This window comes from Caballeronia sp. LZ033, from assembly GCF_031451265.1.
Taxonomy (GTDB): Bacteria; Pseudomonadota; Gammaproteobacteria; order Burkholderiales; family Burkholderiaceae; genus Caballeronia.
In genome coordinates, this window is the sequence record NZ_JARUXQ010000002.1 from 1,067,566 (window position 1) to 1,087,050 (window position 19,485).

Below are 19,485 nucleotides of genomic sequence, written 5' to 3' on the forward strand. Positions count from 1 at the left end.
CGAAGTTTGCCTGAGGTTTGCCCGGTAGACAACAGAGTTGTCCACGGTGCTGCCAGTCTATTCGTTTAGAATCGCCGTTGAAATCCCTGTCAAAATAAATTCGAAAGACGCTCTCGGGCGGCATGACAGGGCCCCTCGTTTATCGGTGAGACAACGTTTGTTGACTGCAAAATCGCGCGGGCGCGCGGCCGTACGGCCCGCGGAGCGCGCATCTGGCTCCGAGGTCCAACACCCTGGCGAACTGACGCGCGCGCTCAGGCAGCGGCGCGGTCTCACCCTTGATGAACTCGCGAGCCGCACAGGGATCAGCAAGGGGCATCTGTCGCGTTTCGAGCGCGGCGAAAAGAGCGTGTCGGTGTCTGCGCTGATGCGAGTGGCGCAGGCGCTTTCCACGTCCGCGGCAACGCTGCTCGGCGAAAAGACAGACCAAGGCGTGGTGCACGTGGTGCGGACGGGCGACAGGAATTTCAGCCGTGAGGGTGGCGCCGGCTACGATTTCGCGCCGCTTAGCCGCGCTCACGGCAGTGATGACGGCGACGGTCCAACGGCGTTGCTCGTGCGATTTTCGTCAGACGCCGACTTGAAGGAAGCCGCGTTCCATTCGGGCGACGAGATTTTTTTCGTACTCTCGGGCGCGATTGAGATCGAACTGGCGGATCAGTCCGTCATCTTGCGCCAGGGTGACTTCGCCCAGTTTCCGGGCTTGGTCAGGCATCGCATTCACAGCCTCGGCAGCGACGCCGAAGTGTTGATTGTCGTGACGAGCGCGCGCGACGAACAAGGTAGAAAGCCGTAGAACTTTGACCGGCTTGCGCGACGGAATGAGGGGCGTTCATTTCTCAAGTCCGGTCGTTCAGGCCGCTGGAGCGCGAGCGGCGGCTCGGGGTCGAAAGCCCTCGTTCGTATCGGCGGCCGCGAGATCCCCATTCATCACGCTTTCGCGAAACAGGCACGCGGATGCGACCACGTCCCGAAAGCTCGACCGTGGACTTCGCGCTAACTGACGCCTGCCATACACGGTCGATGCCTGCAGGTTTCCTGTCGGCCGCTCGTGAACGTCGGAAATCGCCTGCCGCTTACGCAGCCGAGACAGAATCACAGTGCAGCCTGAAGACCGCGACTGCATCGCGCAAGGCCCCCGCCTGTTCAGCCAGCGCCTGGGCCGCCGCCGACGCCTGTTCGACGAGCGCCGCGTTCTGCTGCGTGACTTCGTCCATCTGCGTGACGGCCATATTGGCTTGTTCGATGCCAGTCCGTTGCTCTTCTGATGCCGACGATATCTCGCTCACCACGCCCGTCACGCGCTGCACCGAACCCACGATCTCCGCGATCTTGCTGCCCGCATCGCGCACCAGCGTTGGGCCGGTAGCCACGATCACTCTTCCGCCGAACGGCAACCCCGGCCCCCTACCGCCATCCATTCCGAAGTCCTGGCCGGGCGTTGCTGAGCTTCTGAAGGAGTGGCACATTCGGGTGACGTGGCCGGGCCAACCTGCTCCTCAGTCACAGGACCCGCGTCTGCAGTGAACCCAGGCTTCAAACCCGCATCTGCCGCCCTCTGCGACTGATGCGCCGTTGAAAAAAACAAACTCTATCTTCCAAAAGATAGCTTCATATAGTTTATTTATTCATCCGACCTGTCTAAACTTCGCGCCAAAGAAGCGAACGCCGGATCGGGGAAAGCAACAAAGCAACAAAGCAACAAAGCAACAACGCATCAAAGAACCGTTCGCTCCTGCTACACACATTCCAGTCCGCCCGCCAAACCGCGAAGCCAAAACAGTCGTCCACGACACTTCGCGAAACCGGGCGCGTCCCCGCTCCGCCCTGACGTGGAGTCGCTTCCGCCAAAGAAGCGGCTGACCCCACACGCATCCCCCACAGACGACCAAGACGAGATAGAGCATGTCGAACGACAAAGAGCCGCGCCGTCGCTTTCTGCGGCAGGTGCTGGCCATCGTGCCCGCGGCCACCGTGGTCCCGGGCGCGGCGCTCACGCAGAGCGCCTGCAGCAGCAACACCACGCCGCCCGCCACGCCCGCCGCGAGCGCCAAGGCCTACGCCCCCACCTATTTCACCGACGCCGAATGGGCCTTCATCCAGGCCGCCATCGATCGCCTGATCCCCGCTGACGATCACGGGCCCGGCGCGCTCGCAGCCAACGTGCACGAGTACATCGACCGGCAGATGGAAACGCCCTATGGCCACGGCAAGCTGTGGTATATGCAGGGCCCGTTCCATCCGGATCAGCCGCCCGAGATGGGCTACCAGATGAACCTCGCGCCGCGCGACCTCTATCGCCACGGCATCAAGTCCTGCGATGACCACTGCATCAAGCAGTACGGCGGCAAGACCTTCGCGCAACTCGATCACAAGACCCAGGAAACGGTCCTCGGCGAGATGGAGCACGCGAAGATCGAATTCGACGTCGTGCCCGCGCGCACCTTCTTCTCCTACCTCCTCGGCAACACCAAGGAAGGCTTCCTGGCCGATCCGATCTACGGCGGCAACAAGGACATGGTGGGCTGGAAGATGATCGGCTTCCCGGGTGCCCGGGCGGATTTCATGGACTGGATCGATCAGCCGGGCGTGAAGTATCCGTACGGCCCGGTATCGATCGACGGCAGGCGGGGGTAAGCAGGTGGCAATCAAGAAAGACAAGGTCGATTGCGTGATCGTCGGGTTCGGCTGGACCGGCGCAATTCTCGGCCAGGAACTGACCGATGAAGGTCTCAACGTCGTCGCACTCGAACGCGGTGCAATGCGCGATACGCCGACGGACGCCAACTATCCGAAGGTCATCGACGAGCTCAAGTACGCCGTGCGCGGCGAACTGTTCCAGGACCTCTCGGGCGAAACCGTGACGATCCGTCATGGCGTCGACGATCTCGCCACGCCGTATCGTCAGAACGGTTCGTTCCTGCTGGGCAATGGCGTCGGCGGCGCAGGCTTCCACTGGAACGGCATGCACTACCGCATGCTTCCGGAAGAACTGCAACTGCGCACGCGCTATGAAGAGCGCTACGGCAAGAAGTTCATTCCTGAAGGCATGCAGGTGCAGGACTTCGGCGTGACCTACGACGAGATGGAACCGTTCTTCGACTTCGCCGAGAAGGTCTTCGGCACGTCCGGCAAGGCAGGCAATCTCAATGGCCAGATCCAGGCCGGCGGCAATGCCCTCGAAGGCAAGCGCACCTCCGAATTCCCCACGCCGCCGCTGAAGAACAGCCTCGGCGCGCAGTTGTTCGAAAAGGCCGCGCGCGAAGTGGGCTTCCATCCGTACCCGGCGCCCGCCGCGAACACCTCGCAGCCGTACACGAACCCCTATGGCGTGCGCCTCGGGCCGTGCAACTTCTGCGGCTTCTGCGAAGACTTCGGCTGCTACATGTATTCGAAGGCCTCGCCGCAGACCACCATCCTGCCGGTGCTGCTCAAGAAGCCCAACTTCGAACTGCGCACGCGCTCGCACGTCACCAAGGTGCTGCTCGCACCGGACGGCAAGACCGCGACGGGCGTGCAGTACATCGACGCGCAAGGCCGTGAAGTCGAACAGCCCGCCGACCTCGTCATCATCGCGGCGTTCCAGATGCACAACGTGCGTCTGCTGCTGTTGTCGGGCATCGGCAAGCCGTACGATCCGCGCACCGGCACGGGCACCGTCGGCCGCAACTACGCATATCAGATGAATGGCGCCATCAACGTGATGCTGCCCAAGGGCACGCAACTCAATCCGTTCATCGGCACGGGCGCGGGCGGCGTCGGCATGGACGACCTGAACGGCGATCAGTTCGATCACGGCCCGCTCGGCTTCGTCGGCGGCGCGAGTGTGCGGCATATCCGTTACGGCGGACGTCCGATCAAGCAGACGCCCACCATTCCGGGCACGCCGAGCTGGGGCAGCGGCTGGAAAGCGGGCGTCACCGATGCCTATCAGCGCCACATGACCATCGGCATCTCGGGCTCGGTGATGCCGTATCGCGATGCCTGTCTCGATCTCGATCCGACCTACCGCGACAAGTACGGCCAGCCGCTGCTGCGCATGACTTTCGACTGGCACGACAACGAATACGCGATGCTCGACTACATCGGCACGCGCATGGAAGACGTGGCGAAGGCGATGAATCCGGAGAAGTACTTCCGCGCGATCCGCAAGAAGGGACAGCACTACGACACCCGCGTCTATCAGTCCACGCACACGACGGGCGGCGCGGTGATGGGGTCGTCGCCGGAAACGAGCGTCGTCAACAAGTACCTGCAAAGCTGGGACGTGCCGAACGTGTTCGTGATGGGCGCCTCCGCGTTCCCGCAGAACATGGGCTACAACCCGACGGGCATCGTGGCCGCACTCGCCTATCACTCGGCGAAGGCGATCCGCGAGCAATACCTGAAGAACCCTGGCGCTCCGCTGGTTCAGGCTTGAGGACACGGCGATGACGAAGAAACAACTCACGATGATCGCAGTGTCGTCGGCAATCGTCGCGGGCGCCGCGTGGGCCGCGCTCGCGTTCGCGCAGCAACCGGCTTCCGCGCCGCGCGTCGAAACGAAGGTCGCGCAGCCGCAGGCGCAAGCTGCGAGCGACGCCGACCGTGCACTGATCGAGAAAGGCCGCTATCTCGCGGCGGCAGCAGACTGCGTGGCCTGTCACACGGCCAAGGGCGGAAAGCCGTTCGCGGGCGGGCTCGGCATCGATTCGCCGATCGGCCGCATCTACTCGACCAACATCACGCCCGACAAGCAAACCGGCATCGGCGACTATTCGGTCGAGGACTTCGACAACGCCGTGCGTCATGGCATCGCGAAGAACGGTTCGTCGCTCTATCCGGCGATGCCCTACGTCTCCTACGCGAAGGTCAAGCCGTCGGACGTGAAGGCGCTCTACGCGTACTTCATGCAAGGCGTGCAGCCGGTGAATCAGGCGAACCGCGCAGAGGACATCGTCTGGCCGCTGTCGATGCGCTGGCCGCTGCGCTTCTGGCGCATGGCCTTCGCGCCGGACGCAATCGCCGACGATACACCGTTGCCCGCCGATCCGGTGGCGCGCGGACGCTATCTCGTCGAAGGTCTCGCGCATTGCAGCGCATGCCATACGCCGCGCGGCGTCGGCCTGCAGGAGAAGGCGCTCACCGACGACGGCCACACCTTCCTGTCGGGCGGCGTGATCGACGGCTATCTCGCGAAGAACCTGCGCGGCGACAAAAAGGACGGTCTCGGAAGCTGGAGCGATGCAGATATCGTCGCGTTCCTGAAGAGCGGACGCACCGCGCATACGGCGGCGTTCGGCGGCATGGCTGAAGTGGTCGAGAACAGCACGCAGCACATGAGCGATGCCGATCTCGGCGCGATCGCCGCGTACCTGAAGACGCTCGCGCCCGTGGATGCCTCGTCGCAGCCGCTGACCGCGAACGCCGATGCAGCGCATGCGTTGCGTGCGGGCACGGATCGCGGCAATGGCGCAATGACCTTCGTCGACAACTGCGCGGCGTGCCATCGCACGAGCGGCAGCGGTTATGACGCGACGTTCCCGACGCTCGCGCTCTCGACCGTCGTCAACTCCGACGATCCCGCTTCGCTGATTCATATCGTGCTTCAGGGCGGCGCCATGCCGTGGACCAAGGCAGCCCCGACGCATTACGCGATGCCCGGATTCGCCGAACGCCTCACCGATCGCGATATCGCCGACGTGCTGACCTTCGTGCGCACGAGCTGGGGCAATCATGCACCGGCGGTGTCGGTGGAGCAGGTCGCGAAGGAACGCAAGGCGATCCACGCGTCGGCCCAACCGACGCGCGCTGAAAACCAGTAAGGCAGCACAGCGCGAGTATGACGATCACGTCATGCCCGCGCCTCTCCCCTCGCCTGCCTCTTCGATCCTCGCGTCATAAGCTCGACGCGCACGCCCTGATATAGATCGAACAATCCATTCGTTTGAACGCTGCTTCGGCTGACTTATGGTCGTGCCAGTGCCGCGCGCCAGTTTCACCGCGCCTGCGGCTGCACGATCCGTCACTGCAGGGAGTTCACACGCATGGCTGAAGCAGACCTTGCCGAGGTCGAACGCACTGGCCGCATCGATCTGGCCGCGGCGCATCGCATCGCGGTGATGCAGGACTTGCACGAAGGCATTGCCAATCATTTCTCGCTGTCGCTGCCCGATCCGCGCGGACGCTTTCTGGTCGCGCCCTTCGGACGTCACTGGTCCGAGATCAAGGCAAGCGACTTCCTGACGCTCGACTACGATGCGCAGCGCATCGCGGGCGAAGGCGTGGTCGAGCAGTCCGCGTTGTGCATTCATCTGCCGATTCATCAGGCCGATCCCGTACGCCACGCCGCCGTGCTGCACACCCACATGCCCTACACGACCGCGCTCACGCGTCTGGCCGATCAGCGTCTGCTGCCCATCGGTCAGGCGGAGTTGCTGTTGCTGCGCCATATCGCCTATGACGACGAATACAACGGCCTCGCCTACGACATCGGCGAAGGCCGGCGTCTCGCACGGCGGCTGGGCGACAGGAGCATTCTGTTCCTCGCGAATCACGGCGTGATCGTCACCGGTCGCAGCGTCTCGCAAGCCTATGACCGGCTGTATCTGCTCGAACGCGCGGCGCGCTTCCAGATCCTCGCGTATTCCACCGGCAAGCCGCTGCGGCTGCTGTCGCAGGAGCAGCAGGACCGGGTGCATCGTCAATACACCGAGCACGCGCGCGAAGGCGCGGCGTGGTCCGGACGTCCCTATCACGTCGAACATTTCGAGGCTCTCAAGCGGCTCGTCGATCGACACAACCCTGGCTATGAACATTGAGCGACGACAGCATGACATTCAGACCCGATCGACCTGCATCACGCAACCGTCGCAAGCTCATGGCGGGCGGCCTCGCCGCCGCGGCGGGCTTCATGATCGGCGGCCCGGCGCGCGCCGCGACGGTGCTGCGCGTGGGCGACATGAACTCCATCGGCTGGAAGGCGTTTCTCGAAGCCTCCGGCGAGGCCAAAAACCTGCCGTATGAAATCGAATGGAGCAAGTTCCCCGCGGGCCAGCAGGAACTGCAAGCCTTCAATGCCGACGCGCTCGATGTCGGCCAGACCGGCGATGTCGTGTTTCTCTTCGCCTACGCCGCCGGCTGCCCGGCTCGCGCGGTCAGCGCCATCACGTTCGCGCCGAGCTTCATTCCGCTGCTCGCGCAACGCGATTCAGGCATCAAGCGCGTGGCTGACCTGAAGGGCAGGAAGCTCGCGGTGAACGCAGGCGGCGGCCCCGAACTGATGACTTACGGCCTGCTGGACAAAGCGGGCCTCAAGCGCAGCGACGTGAATATCGTATTCCTCGATCCCACCGCAGCGAAGCCGGCGTTCGCATCCGGCGCCGTCGATGCATGGCTCACGTGGGCGCCCTACTCCACGCTCGCCATCCAGCAGAACGGCGCGTATCCGATCGCCAATCTGAGCGATGTACCGAACCTCTTCAGCGGCAACAACTTCCTGCTGGTTCACGAGAAAGCGGCGCGCGACAAGCGCGATGCGATCCGCGACTTCCTCGCCCGCAGCGAACGTGCGCAACGCTGGGCGCTCGCCAACGTCGATGCGGCAGCGGCCGCGCTCGTCAAGGACACGAAGCTCGATCCCGCCACCGCGCGCTCCCTGCTCGCCGACTTCAAGCCGACGCCCGCGCCGCTCAACGCAGACGTACGCCGCGCGCTGCAACAGTCGGCTGACGGCTTCTATCGCTACGGGATGATCAAGCAGTCGATCGGCAATATCAGCGCGGCCTTCGACGGACAGCTCGCCACCACCGCCTGAACCTTCACGGAGATTCGTCATGTCTCATCCAACGATCGCCGTCGATGCGCCACGCGCGCCGCTCGCACGGCTCAGGCCACGGGTTCGCTGGCAGCGCTTCGCGGTCCCCACCGTACTGGTTCTGGCATGGGAGCTTGCCGCCACGACCGGCTTCGTCAGCGAGCGGCGCTTCTCGTCGCCTTCGCAGATCGCCGCCACGCTATGGCAACTCGGAGCCAGCGGCGAGCTGGGCATGCATCTGCTCGCGTCGCTGGCGCGCGCGGGCACTGGACTCGCCATCGGACTCTCGCTCGGCGTGGGGCTCGCGCTGCTGGCCGGGCTCTCGCGACGCGGCGAAGACGCCGTCGATGCGCTCCTGCAAATGGCCCGCACCCTGCCGCACCTTGCGCTCGTGCCGCTGTTCATCCTGTGGTTCGGCATCGGCGAGACGCCCAAGATTGCGCTCGTCGCGCTCGGCTGCATGATCCCCGTGTATCTCAATCTGTTCTCGGGCATTCGCGGCGCCGATGCGAAGATCATCGAAATGGCCGGCACGCTCGGCCTCACGCGCACCGAACAGATTGTCCATATCGTGTTGCCGGGCGCGCTGCCTTCGTTTCTCGTCGGCCTGCGCTATTCGCTCAGCATCGCGTGGCTCTCGCTGGTGGTGGGTGAGCAGATCAATGCGTCGAGCGGCATCGGCTATCTCGCGATCAACGCGCAGAACTTCATGCGCACCGACATCATCATGGCGTGCCTGCTGATCTACGCGCTGCTCGGTCTCTTCACCGACGCCCTCGTGCGCGCCGCCGAACGGCGCCTGCTGGCATGGCGGCCCGCGGTCATCAAGGACTGAGTCATGGCGACCTGCACTCCAACCGAACCTCTGATCCGCGTGCGTCAATTGACGCGCCGCTTCGGCGAACACACCGTGCTCGACCGCCTGGATCTCGACATCGAACGCGGCGCCTTCGTCGCCTTGCTGGGCCGCTCCGGTTCCGGCAAGTCCACCTTGCTGCGCACGCTGGCCCGGCTCGACAGCGCACCCGCCGGCACCGTCCAGGTACCCGACAAGCGCGCCGTCGTGTTCCAGGAACCGCGTCTGGTGCCGTGGAAGACGGTCGAACAGAATCTCGCGCTGGGTCTGCGCAAACCCGATGCACGCGCCGTGATTGCCGTGGCGCTGAAGGAAGTCGGCGTGGCGCACCGGCTGGATGCGTGGCCGCTGACCCTGTCGGGCGGCGAGGCGCAACGCGTCGCGCTCGCGCGTGCGCTGGTCCGCGATCCGAAAGTCTGGCTGCTCGACGAACCCTTCGCCGCACTCGACGCGCTTACCCGCATCCAGATGCAGCGGCTCATTGCGCAGGTATCGAAGGCGCACGACGCGACGGTGCTGCTCGTCACGCATGACGTCGATGAAGCGCTGCTGCTCGCGGACCGTGTGGTGATGCTGGAGCATGGCCGCATTGGCAGCGACATCGAGATCGATCTGCCGCGTCCCCGACGTCCGACTGATCCCGCCTTCGCCGCCTTGCGCGAACGTCTGCTGGCCGCGCTCGGCGTGGCCGCTGAAACCGCCTGAAGCTCCTTTACCTCATTTGAAACCGTGACTACAGCCCAACTCGAACTGAGCGACCTGCGCGCATTGCTGCCGTGGGTTGCCGAACAGGAAGCCACTCCGCACCGCGACACCGCCGCCTTCAAGGCGACGATGCAGCGCCTGAAAGACGCGCGCCTGGGCGCCTTGCGCTTGCCGCGCGACCGTGGCGGCGCGGGCATCACGCTCGTACAGTTGTTCGACTTCGTCATCGATCTGGCTGCCGCCGATCCGAACGTCGCGCATGCGTTCCGCAACCCGCTGAACTTCGTCGAAGGCCTGTTGATCGATCGCGCACGCGTGCCGGTCTATGAGACCTTCATTGATCGTGTCGCTCGCGGCGAGACGTTCGGCTCATCGGCGACGGAACTGGGCAAGCGCAACGTCGGCAACTTCGACTACGAAACCGCCGTGACGCAAGGCGCAGACGGCCTGCGCCTCAACGGCCAAAAGTTCTACAGCACCGGCAATCTGTACGCGGACCATATCCATGTCTATGCCGTCAATGCGCAAGGCAAGCCGGTCAAGGTCGTCGTGCCGGCGACACGCGCGGGCGTCCATATCGCGGATGACTGGGACGGCTTCGGCCAGCAGTTCACGGCGAGCGGAACGACCACCTACACCGACGTGCGCGTGACGCCCGACGAGATCATCGACAACGAGAACGTGACGAAGCTTCCTTATGTGGCGACGTTCGCGCAGTTGTATCTCTCGGCGGTGGTGGCGGGCGTGCTGCAACGCGTGGTCAAGGATGCCGCGCTGCTGCTCAAGTCGCGCGAACGCAACTTCTATCACGCGGTCGCGGAAGTGCCGGGCGACGATCCCTTGTTGCTGAGCGTGATCGGACGGCTCGAAAGCGTCGCGCATCTGGCGCGCGTCGGCGTACTGGAAGCGACGCAATGGCTGGAACGCGGCTTCGCGAGCGCAGCGTCCGGCGATGTCTCGTCGCATGCCTTCGAGCAAGCAGCCGCGAGCACGGCGAAGTCCAAGGTCGTCATCGATGATCTGGCCATCCGTGCCGCCGGGGAACTATTCGAAGTGGGTGGTGCATCGAGCACGCGCATTGGCAAGCGGCTCGACCGGCACTGGCGCGCATTGCGCACGGTGACCGCGCACAATCCGCTGATCTACAAGGCGCTCGCGATAGGCCGGCAGGCGACGCACGACACACCGCTGCCCAACCTCTCATACTTCTGATCCATGCAATTACGCCGGCGCAGTGCCGGCGTAATTGCAACAACAACCACATCATCCCGCGCGCACGCGTTCACGCAAAGTCGCGTGTTCGTAGGCCTCCGGACGCAGACCGCGCCGCTTCAACTCGGGCACCACGAGATCGACGAACTCGTCCATGCAGGCCGGCAGCGCATGCGTGATGCAGATGAAACCATCGCCGCCGCCTTCGTCCAGCAGCTTCTCCAGCTGATCCGCCACCTCAGCCGCCGTGCCGACCACATGCGGCCCCTGACCCGCCGCGAAATGCCGCGCGATCTCGCCAAGCGGCGTTTCCGGCGCGAAGTCCTCGGTGATGGTCGCAAGATGTCCGCGTATGCCGCTCGTCCCGCCGATATCCGGAAACGGCGCATTCGCATCGAAGCGTGAAAGGTCCGTGTTGAGAAAGGCCGAAAGCATCGTCAGGCCTGCTTCCACCGTCACGTTGCTGCGAATCGCCTGCTGCTTCTGCAACGCTTCTTCGCGCGTCTGCCCGACGATCGGCACGATGCCCCACAGGATGCGCACGTCATCGGCGTGGCGTCCGGCTTGCGTCGCTGCGCCCTTCACCTTGTCGACGAACTCGCGCATGCCGCGCGCCGAATGCCGCAAGCCGAACACGAGATCCGCGTGACGGCCCGCGAAGGCCGCACCCGCACTCGACGATCCCGCCTGCGCGATCAGCGGCCTGCCCTGCGGCGAGCGCGGCACGGTGAAGCGTCCGTGGCTCGAAAAGAACTCTCCGTCGAAGTCGATCTTCGCGACCTTCGACGGGTCCGCGAACACGCCCGACGCACGATCCGCGACGATTGCATCCGGCTCCCAGCTGTCCCACAAGGTCTGGCACAGGCGCAGATATTCATCGGCACGGCGATAACGCGTGTCGTGTTCATCGAGCGCCTGGCCGAACTGGCGCGCCTCCGGCTCGCCAGCTGTCGTGACGAGATTCCAGCCAACGCGACCTTCGGTCAGATGATCGAGCGTCGCGAACTGGCGCGCGACCCAGTACGGCGGCAGGAACGCGGTGCTCAAGGTCGTGATGAGGCCGACATGCTGCGTCACGCGCGCCATGATGGAAATCAGCGGCAACGGATCGTGACGCGGACACTGCACGGCCCAGCGCAGCGTGTCGTCGCTGTCGCCGCGATAGGTCTCGTAGATGGAGTAGGAATCGGACAGGAAGATCGTGTCGATGCCGCCGCGTTCCGCCGTGCGCGCGACATGCTCCCAATACGGCGCGCGATCATAACGATAGCCCTGGAACGAACGCGGCAGCCGCCATTGCCCGACCGTATGCGGCGACGCCGAATGCGAGAGAAAGAAAGCCAGCAGCACGGTTCGCCTCCTGGTCAGCGCGTGGACACGTTGGGGCGCTCGACGCCCAGCACATGCCGCGCGACGATGCCCTTCTGCTTGTCGACGGAATCGTGCAGCGAGAGCGTGCGCGCATTGCGCCAGTGCCGGTCCGCCGCCACGCTGCGAGTGGCCGAGCGCGCGCCGCCGATCTGGAACAGGCGCGATCCCGCTTCGATCGAACTGCCGCTCGCATGCACCTTGGCCTGATAGACGGCAACGAAGACATCGGCGATATCCGCTTCGCCGCGCGTGAAGGCGTCCATCTTGCGCGCCGCCTCGGCAATCAGCGCCCGGCTCGCCGAGAGCGCGATGCGCACGTCCGCGACATGCGCCTGGAGCGCCGGTTCTTCGGCCGCGCGCGCATAACCGTTGGTCGGCTTCTGCACGTGATGGATGAAGTGCAGCGTGTCGTCGAGCGCCGCTTCGCCGATGCCCGCGAGAATCGCCGCGAAGCCGAGCTGATAGAACGGCGCGAAGATGGCCGCCGCCGGCACGCTGGCCGGATTGCCGACAATCTGCCGCGCCTCAATAATAGTTTCATCGACAATCAAATTGCCGCTGGCCGTCGAACGCTGACCGATGCCGTCCCACGTATCCAGCACGCGCACCGCTTCATGCTCACGTGGCAGCACCACCAGCACGGACTCGGGCGGTCGGTTCGGGTCCGCGCTCACCGTCGCGCACTGGAACAGCGCGAAGCCGCAACCCACCGAGCCTGTCGCGAACGCCTTCTCCGCCTTCACGCGCCAGCGGCCGTCGGCGAGACGTTCGGCGCTCGACTTGATGTTGATGCGCTTGTTGTCATAGGTGAAGCGCTCGTCCGGTTCGGCGGCCGTGAAGCAGAAGGTCGCGCCTCGCTCGCGCACCGCCTGCGCCACTTCATCGACCAGCGTAGCTTCGCCCAGCAGTTCGAGCGAGAACAGCGCGCCCGTCTGCACGGTGAACAACTGCGCCGTGTTGCTGCATGCACGGGCTATCGCGGTAACGGTATCGAAGTAATGCGCGAAGCTCGTCGTGCGGCCGAAGTCCGCACCGCCGCGTGCGCTCGACAATCCCGCAGTGAGCAAACCGGCCTCATGCAGCGTGCGAATCTGCTCGTACGGATAAGACGCGGCTTCGTCCACTTGCGCCGCACGTTGCTTCAGCAGTGGCGTCGCAATGTCGAGCGCGCGGTGCAGGCGCGCGGGAACATCGTCGACATGCGCCGGGTCGATCTGGTTCATCGCCATGCTCCTCGTCTTGTTAGCGGCCCGACACGATGGTCCGGTTCCACAGGTCCTGCGCACGTTCATGCGCGGCCCAGAACTTGTCCCAGTTCGGGTGATAGAGCGTCTTGGCCTGCTCGGGCTTGTAGATGAGCTTGGCGGCCAGTTGCGGATCGCCGTCGATGACCGGCGTCAGCAGGCGATTGGTCGGGCCGTAGTAGAAGTCCGTCGCATTGCCCAGCTGATACAGCGCGCCATGGATCTCGTTGAGGAACTGCGCGGCGAGTTCGGGATGCGGCGTGCCCTTCACGATGTCCGCCGTCGAAGCAAAGGCAATCGAGCCTTCCTTCGGACGCACCGCGCGCGCGGGCTTGTAGGCGTCCTGCAGCGCATAGGCGCGGCCATCGGCGATGACGGTCAGCCAGATATCGCCCGATTTGATGAGCTGTTCCGCCTGCTGCGAGGTCTGCCAGAAAGTACGCGCCTTGACCCTCGCAATCTCGGCGACGGCCTTGTCGAGATTGCCTTCGTCGCCGCCATTGAGTCGCGAAGTTTCGATCAGCAACGCGCGCCCCGCGCCGTTCGCGAGATCGGGCAGCGCGACGTGTCCCGCGAGCTTCGGGTTCCACAGGTCCTTCCACGAAGTCGGCGCGGGAATGCCCGCCTGCGCGAACTTGTCCGCGTTGTAGACGAAGATCGCCGACACGAAATCGAAGTCCGGGCCATAGCCTTGCGCGTTCTTCGCTTCGTCGAAAGCGAAGCGCGTATTCGGCACCTTCGCGGGATCGAACTTTTGCAGCACGCCTGCCTTGATGGCCTGCGCGCGCACGTCGCCATCGAGCAGCACGACGTCATAGGGCACGTTGCGGCCGTTCGCGGCGATCAGCTTGGCGACGTGATCGATCGACGCCCCGTCGATGAACTGCACCTTCACGCCGGTCTTGTTGGTGAAGATGTCGCCCGCATACTTGATCTGCGTCTGCGTGGACTTGCCGCCCCAAGACGACACACGTAACACGACGTCCTTCTGGTCGGCGCCTTGCGCATGCGCGACGTACGTGAAGAGAGAGGCGACCAGCGCCAACGCGAGTTTGCCGAGTACTTTCAAAATAAGCCTTTCATAGAGAAGCGGATGGATCGATGAAGCGCACTCAGCGCCGGGAAAACATGCGTTCGAGATGGAAGAAGCGGTTGAGCACGAGCGCGAGCACCGCCCAGAAGGCGACGATCAGCGTGGACAGCGCGGTGATGGCGTTGTCGAATTCGACTTCCATCGCGTTGAAGAGCTTGACGGGCATTGTCGGACGGCCTGGGTCGCCCATGAACCACGCGACGACGACATCGTCGAAGGACAGGACGAACGCGAACAACATGCCCGCGATCACACCCGGCGCGATGAGCGGCGCTGTGATGCGCCAGAACACCTGCCACGGCGTGGCGCCGAGGCTCTGCGCGGCTTCGTCGAGCGCGCTGTCGTAGTGCGCGAAGCTGGCGATCACGGCGCGGACCACGAGCGGAAACGTGAAGACGGCCTGCATCAGCACGATGGCGGCCGTGTTCCCGTTCAGGCCGATGTCCTGGAGCTGCGCGGCCAGCATGAAGAACTTGAAGCCCGCCACCGCGATGACGATGGTCGGCACGCCGAGCGGCGCAACACACAGCGCATTGACGAGGCCGCGGCCCGCGAAGCGCCCGCGCACGATCGACAGCGCGAGCGGCACGCCGACGGCAGTAGCGAGCGCCGTGGTCGCCGCGCCGAGCCAGACGCTGTAGCGCAGCGCGTCGTACCAGCCGGGCGCAATGCCGCGATACCAGCCAAGGGTCCAGTCGCTCGGCGGAAACGCGAGCGCGCCGCTCTTCGAAAACGATGCGCCGACAATGCCGACGAACGGCAGCAGCAGGAACACCGGCACCGCGAAGATCGCGATGCGCAGCAGCCATTTCGGCAGGAAGGAAGCGACGGCGTTCATGTGCGCGCTCCGCTCACGCGCAGCGCGAGCCACATCGACGCGAGCGCGGCGAACATCGTGAGCATGGCCGCGGTGGAGCCGACCGGATAGTTGAGTACGTTATGCATCTGTTGATCGATATAGAGCGCCATGAACATCACGCGATGCCCGCCGAGTATTCCCGGCGTCACCAGCGCGCTGATCGCGGCCATGAAGACCATCGACGCGCCCGCCGCGAGTCCGGGCCGGCACAGCGGCAGCACGACGCGCACGAAGGCTTGCGCGGGCGTCGCACCGAGATTGATGGCGGCCTCTTCGAGCGCCGGATCGATCTTGCGGATCGCGCCGGTCAGCATCAGCACCATGAAAGGAAACTCCACGTGCACCATGCCGATCAGCGCGCCGATATAGTTGAAGATCCATTCGAGCGGCGTCTTGATGACGCCGAGCGCGAGCAGCACGCTGTTGAGCATGCCGTGCTCGGTCAGCACCGGAATCCAGCCGAGATTGCGGATCACCGCGCTGATGAGCAAGGGCAGCACGGTGACGAAGAGCATCGGCGTGCGCCAGCGTGAGTGTGTGCGCGCCAGCCAGTAGCTGAACGGAAAGCCGCACACCGCGCAGATCAGCGCGGTCAATGCGCCGAAGCCCAGCGTATCGAGCAGGATATGCAGGTAGTACGCGTCCGACAGGAAGCGCACGTAGTTCGCGAGAGTCCAGGCGTCATCGACCCGTCCCAGCGAACCGCCGCCATGCAGCGACAGCACCAGCAGATAGCCCAGCGGCGCCACGAAGAACACGCCGAGGAAAGCGAGTCCCGGCAACGCGAGCGCGCCATAGACCGCCTGCCGCCGCCGTTCCAGGGAGGGCTGCGCAGGTGCACGGGCGAGCTCCGTCGCGACGAGCAGCGTGTCGTCGCTCATGCGGACACCTCGTCATGCAGCAGGACGCCGTCGCCGCGTTCCCAGCCCAGCGCGACATGCTCGCCGGGCGCGGGCGCGGCGCGGCCGGTGGTGCGCACGATGAGCGGATCGCCCGCAGATGTGCGCACTTCGAGATACCAGCCGTCGCCGGCATAGGTCGCGAGTTCGACGCGGCCCTGCACGCGGTTCGCCGCGCCTTCGCCCATCCTGATGCGTTCCGGCCTGAGCGCCAGCAGCAGCGGATCGCCGGGCCGGGGCGCGGGCCGGCCTTCGAGATCGACCTCGAAGGTTCCGGAGGACCTGGCCCGCACATGCAGGAGGCCGTTGCCGTCCACGTGCGACGCCGCGACTTCGAGCAGATTGATCTTGCCGATGAAACTCGCGACATGGCGATCCACCGGCCGGTCATACAGCTCCTGCGGCGAACCGATCTGGCCGATGACGCCCTGCCGCATCACCACAATGCGATCCGAGAGACTGAGCGCCTCGTTCTGATCGTGCGTAACGAAGATCGTCGTGATGCCGACTTCGCGCTGAATGCGCTTGATCTCGGCCTGCAATTCCTCGCGCAGCTTCTGGTCGAGCGCGCCGAGCGGTTCGTCGAGCAGCAGCACGCGCGGATTGATGACCAGCGCCCGCGCCAGCGCGACACGCTGTTTCTGTCCGCCCGACAGTTGCTCCGGATAGCGGTCGGCATAGCCGGACAGGCGCACGAGCGCGAGCGCCTCGGCCACGCGTGTCCTGATCTCCTTGCCCGCGAGCTTGCGGATGCGCAGGCCGAACGCGAGATTCTGCGCCACCGTCAGGTGCGGAAACAGCGCGTACTGCTGGAACACCATGCCCGTGTTGCGCCGGTGCGCGGGCACGCGTGTCACGTCCTCGCCGCCGATATGCACCGACCCCGCATCCGGCTGCACGAAGCCCGCGACCATGCGCAGGCAGGTGGTCTTGCCGCAGCCGCTCGGGCCGAGCAGCGTGAGGAATTCGCCGTCGCGCACGGAGAGCGAAACCGAATCGACGACGGGTGCGCCGCCATAGCGCTTGACGACGTTGTGCAGCTGGACAGTTGCCATGATGAATCCTTCTTCGCAAGCCGCGTTCAAATGGAGCGATAACGCGCGCCCGGATGGGTGTCGCGCAGATGCGGCCCGCGGCCCGCGAACAGCTTTTCGCGCAAGGTGCCCTCGGCATAAGCCGTGCGATAACGCCCCCGGTTCTGCAACTCGGGCACGACCAGATCGACGAAGGCATGCAGGCTTTCCGGCATCACGGTGCGGCGGAGGTTGAAGCCGTCCACGCCGGTTTCATCGGCCCATGAAATCAGCTGATCAGCAACCTCGGCGGGACTGCCGACGATGAACGGTCCACGCCCGCCGGTCTGGTCGAAGCGCGTCATGTCGCGCGGCGTGATGGGCCGCCCGGCCCGTTTCGTCAGATTCTCGACGGTCGATTGCAGCGCGTTGCTTTTCACATAGCGGATCGGTTCGTCAAGATCCATGGCCGCGAAGTCGATGCCTGTCCATCCCGATACCAGCGCCAGTTGCCCGAGCGTATCGACGTATTCCGCGTATTCAGCGTGCAGTTCGCGTGCTTCCTGCGACGTGGGCGCCACCACCACGGTCGCACCGAGATAGAGCAGCAGATCGTCGGCGGCGCGGCCAGCATCGACCGCATGCGCGCGGATGTCGCGCGCCGCAGCCGCCACTATGGCGGGCGTCTGGCCTTCGAGGAACACGCACTCGGCATGCTTGCCCGCGAACGCCTTGCCGCGTCCGGATGCACCGGCCTGGTACAGCACCGGCGTGCGTTGCGGCGAGGGCTCGACGAGATTGAAGCCATCGACGCGGAAATACGGCCCTTCATGCTGCACACGGCGGATGCGCGACGGGTCCGTGTACGGCTTGCCCCCGCGCCTGTCGCGCACCACGGCGCCATCCAGCCAGCTTCCTTCCCACAGCTTGTAGACGGCCTCCAGAAAGTCTTCGCCGGCCGCATAGCGTTCGTCGTGCTCGCGCGCCTTGTCGAGTCCCATGCCGCGCGCCGCGCTCTCCAGATAGCCAGTGACGACGTTCCATCCCGCGCGTCCGCCGGTCAGGTGATCGAGCGTCGAGAAACGCCGCGCGAACTGGTACGGATGCTCGTAGGTCAGGTTCGCCGTCACGCCGAAGCCCAGGTGCTTCGTCGCATGCGCCATCGCGGGCACGGTCAATAGCGGATCGTGCGACGGCGATTGCGCAGCCGAGAACAGCGTGGCGTCCACGCCGCCGCCATAGACATCGTAGATGCCGAAGACATCGGCGAGGAACATGCCGTCGAACAGGCCGCGCTCGGCGGTCTGCGCCAGCTCGACCCAATAGCCGAGCGTGTTGTGTTCGAGCGAGCGGTCGCGCGGATGCCGCCAGAATCCGGCCCACGAATGCGCCGGGGCATTCATGTGAAACGCGTTGAAATGCAGATGTGTGGTCATGTGCGGGCCTGCGGTCAACAGTCAGCGGTCAGCGCCGACGAATTCGGAGCCATACAGACTAGGAGCGCGCGGGCCTGCGACCAACCAAGTTCATCTGCTAAGTAAAGCGCGCCGCGGCTGCATTGGGCATGGCAAGCCGGGTGGATAACTTAGCCATGCGAGGATCGGAAGCTTTCGCAAAATCATCCGTTGGTTCCGTTCGCGCGACGCAGCACCATGGCAGGCTTTCAGCCACGGTGACTTCAACCATGTCCAGTCAGGATCAGGAACACTTCAAAGACCGCGTGTACTGGGTCACGGGCGCTTTCGGCGCGCTCGGCGCGGCCACCGTACGGCGGCTCGCCGAGGCGGGCGCGCATGTGGTGGCGTCGTCGCGGAATGTCGACGACACGCTGTTCGCCGACTTGCCGCGCGTCGTGCCCTTATCGGTGGATGTCGCCGACGATGCGCGCGTGCGCGAAGCATTCAGGCAGATCGAAGAGCGCTTCCAGCGTCTGGACGGCCTCGTGCTGAGCACGAATGTCGGCGCGTTCGGCGATTTCCTCGATCTCACCGACGCCGACTGGCAACGCGTCATCGACGCGAAGCTGCTCGGCTCCGTGCGGCCCCTACGCGCCGCGCTGCCGCGCTTCATTGCGCAGGGCAAGGGGGCGGTCGTCGCGATCTCGGGACGCGGCGGCATCGCGCCGCCGCCGAATCACTTTCCGGGTTCGAGCGTGAATGCAGCCCTCGACTTGCTCGTGCAAGGACTCGGGCGCAAGTACGGGCCGCATGGCGTGCGCGTCAACGCCGTCGCGCCGGGGCCGATCCAGTCGCCGCGTTTCGCGTCGATGGCGTCGGGCCAGAACGACGCGGAGCCCACGCGTCTCACCGCGCTCGATGGACCGGGCACGCCGGAAGACGTCGCGTCGGCGGTAGCCTATCTGCTGTCAGATGAAGCGCGTTTCGTCACCGGCACGCGGCTGTATGTGGATGGCGGCGGGCCGCCTTATGCTTGAACCT

Annotated in this window: 17 protein-coding genes and 1 pseudogene; 10 read left to right on the forward strand and 8 right to left on the reverse strand. The window is 65.0% G+C overall.

The annotated features are described in order from the left end of the window. Positions 1–46: 46 nt before the first annotated feature. On the forward strand, positions 47–796 hold the full coding sequence (locus QCE62_RS20585) for an XRE family transcriptional regulator (protein WP_309922500.1): 750 nt from the start codon (positions 47–49) through the stop codon (positions 794–796). Positions 797–1,076: 280 nt separating this feature from the next. Here QCE62_RS20585 and QCE62_RS20590 read toward each other — a convergent pair. Then, positions 1,077–1,373, reverse strand: a pseudogene (locus tag QCE62_RS20590) (methyl-accepting chemotaxis protein); the annotation flags it as partial. A 532-nt stretch (positions 1,374–1,905) separates the two neighbouring features. Between QCE62_RS20590 and QCE62_RS20595 the strand changes: the two are divergent. The 8 genes from QCE62_RS20595 to QCE62_RS20630 all read left to right on the forward strand — a co-directional run bounded on the left by QCE62_RS20595 (position 1,906) and on the right by QCE62_RS20630 (position 10,568). Then, positions 1,906–2,637, forward strand: coding sequence for a gluconate 2-dehydrogenase subunit 3 family protein (locus QCE62_RS20595; protein ID WP_309922503.1), 732 nt, complete (start codon positions 1,906–1,908; stop codon positions 2,635–2,637). Between the two features lie 4 nt (positions 2,638–2,641). Beyond that, positions 2,642–4,420 carry a GMC family oxidoreductase gene (locus QCE62_RS20600; RefSeq protein ID WP_309922506.1) on the forward strand — a complete coding sequence of 593 codons (1,779 nt, stop codon included), beginning with the start codon at positions 2,642–2,644 and terminating at the stop codon, positions 4,418–4,420. A 10-nt stretch (positions 4,421–4,430) separates the two neighbouring features. Further along, on the forward strand, positions 4,431–5,804 hold the full coding sequence (locus QCE62_RS20605; protein WP_309922509.1) for a cytochrome c: 1,374 nt from the start codon (positions 4,431–4,433) through the stop codon (positions 5,802–5,804). A gap of 222 nt (positions 5,805–6,026) precedes the next feature. Further along, complete coding sequence (locus tag QCE62_RS20610) at positions 6,027–6,800, forward strand: class II aldolase/adducin family protein (RefSeq protein WP_309922511.1); 774 nt, start codon at positions 6,027–6,029, stop codon at positions 6,798–6,800. An 11-nt stretch (positions 6,801–6,811) separates the two neighbouring features. Then, positions 6,812–7,795 carry an aliphatic sulfonate ABC transporter substrate-binding protein gene (locus tag QCE62_RS20615; protein ID WP_309922514.1) on the forward strand — a complete coding sequence of 328 codons (984 nt, stop codon included), beginning with the start codon at positions 6,812–6,814 and terminating at the stop codon, positions 7,793–7,795. A gap of 19 nt (positions 7,796–7,814) precedes the next feature. Next, the gene (locus QCE62_RS20620; RefSeq protein ID WP_309922517.1) at positions 7,815–8,630 is read left to right on the forward strand and encodes an ABC transporter permease subunit; all 816 of its coding nucleotides are present in this window, start codon (positions 7,815–7,817) and stop codon (positions 8,628–8,630) included. 3 nt (positions 8,631–8,633) lie between these two features. After that, entirely contained in the window at positions 8,634–9,356 is a 723-nt protein-coding gene (locus QCE62_RS20625) for an ABC transporter ATP-binding protein (protein ID WP_309922520.1), read from the forward strand. A 24-nt stretch (positions 9,357–9,380) separates the two neighbouring features. Continuing rightward, entirely contained in the window at positions 9,381–10,568 is a 1,188-nt protein-coding gene (locus QCE62_RS20630) for an acyl-CoA dehydrogenase (protein ID WP_309922523.1), read from the forward strand. A 51-nt stretch (positions 10,569–10,619) separates the two neighbouring features. Here QCE62_RS20630 and QCE62_RS20635 read toward each other — a convergent pair whose 3' ends face one another. The 7 genes from QCE62_RS20635 to QCE62_RS20665 are packed head-to-tail and all read right to left on the reverse strand — an operon-like array spanning position 10,620 to position 18,483. Then, positions 10,620–11,918 carry an NtaA/DmoA family FMN-dependent monooxygenase gene (locus QCE62_RS20635; protein ID WP_309922527.1) on the reverse strand — a complete coding sequence of 433 codons (1,299 nt, stop codon included), beginning with the start codon at positions 11,916–11,918 and terminating at the stop codon, positions 10,620–10,622. Between the two features lie 14 nt (positions 11,919–11,932). After that, positions 11,933–13,162, reverse strand: a complete 1,230-nt coding sequence (locus QCE62_RS20640) for an acyl-CoA dehydrogenase family protein (RefSeq protein WP_309922530.1) — start codon at positions 13,160–13,162, stop codon at positions 11,933–11,935. 19 nt (positions 13,163–13,181) lie between these two features. Then, the gene (locus tag QCE62_RS20645; RefSeq protein ID WP_309922532.1) at positions 13,182–14,252 is read right to left on the reverse strand and encodes an ABC transporter substrate-binding protein; all 1,071 of its coding nucleotides are present in this window, start codon (positions 14,250–14,252) and stop codon (positions 13,182–13,184) included. A gap of 43 nt (positions 14,253–14,295) precedes the next feature. After that, on the reverse strand, positions 14,296–15,114 hold the full coding sequence (locus QCE62_RS20650; protein WP_309922535.1) for an ABC transporter permease: 819 nt from the start codon (positions 15,112–15,114) through the stop codon (positions 14,296–14,298). Further along, positions 15,111–16,016, reverse strand: a complete 906-nt coding sequence (locus QCE62_RS20655) for an ABC transporter permease (protein ID WP_309922536.1) — start codon at positions 16,014–16,016, stop codon at positions 15,111–15,113. The genes QCE62_RS20650 and QCE62_RS20655 overlap by 4 nt, the downstream gene beginning before the upstream one ends. Beyond that, a complete protein-coding gene (locus tag QCE62_RS20660; RefSeq protein WP_309922539.1) occupies positions 16,013–17,089 on the reverse strand; it encodes an ABC transporter ATP-binding protein in 1,077 nt (358 codons plus the stop codon). Before QCE62_RS20660 ends, QCE62_RS20655 begins: the two co-directional genes overlap by 4 nt. A 26-nt stretch (positions 17,090–17,115) precedes the next feature. Further along, positions 17,116–18,483 carry an LLM class flavin-dependent oxidoreductase gene (locus QCE62_RS20665; RefSeq protein WP_309922542.1) on the reverse strand — a complete coding sequence of 456 codons (1,368 nt, stop codon included), beginning with the start codon at positions 18,481–18,483 and terminating at the stop codon, positions 17,116–17,118. Between the two features lie 248 nt (positions 18,484–18,731). On the opposite strand from QCE62_RS20665, the gene QCE62_RS20670 reads away from it, so the two are divergent. Continuing rightward, complete coding sequence (locus QCE62_RS20670; protein ID WP_309922545.1) at positions 18,732–19,481, forward strand: SDR family oxidoreductase; 750 nt, start codon at positions 18,732–18,734, stop codon at positions 19,479–19,481. The last annotated feature ends 4 nt before the right edge of the window (positions 19,482–19,485 follow it).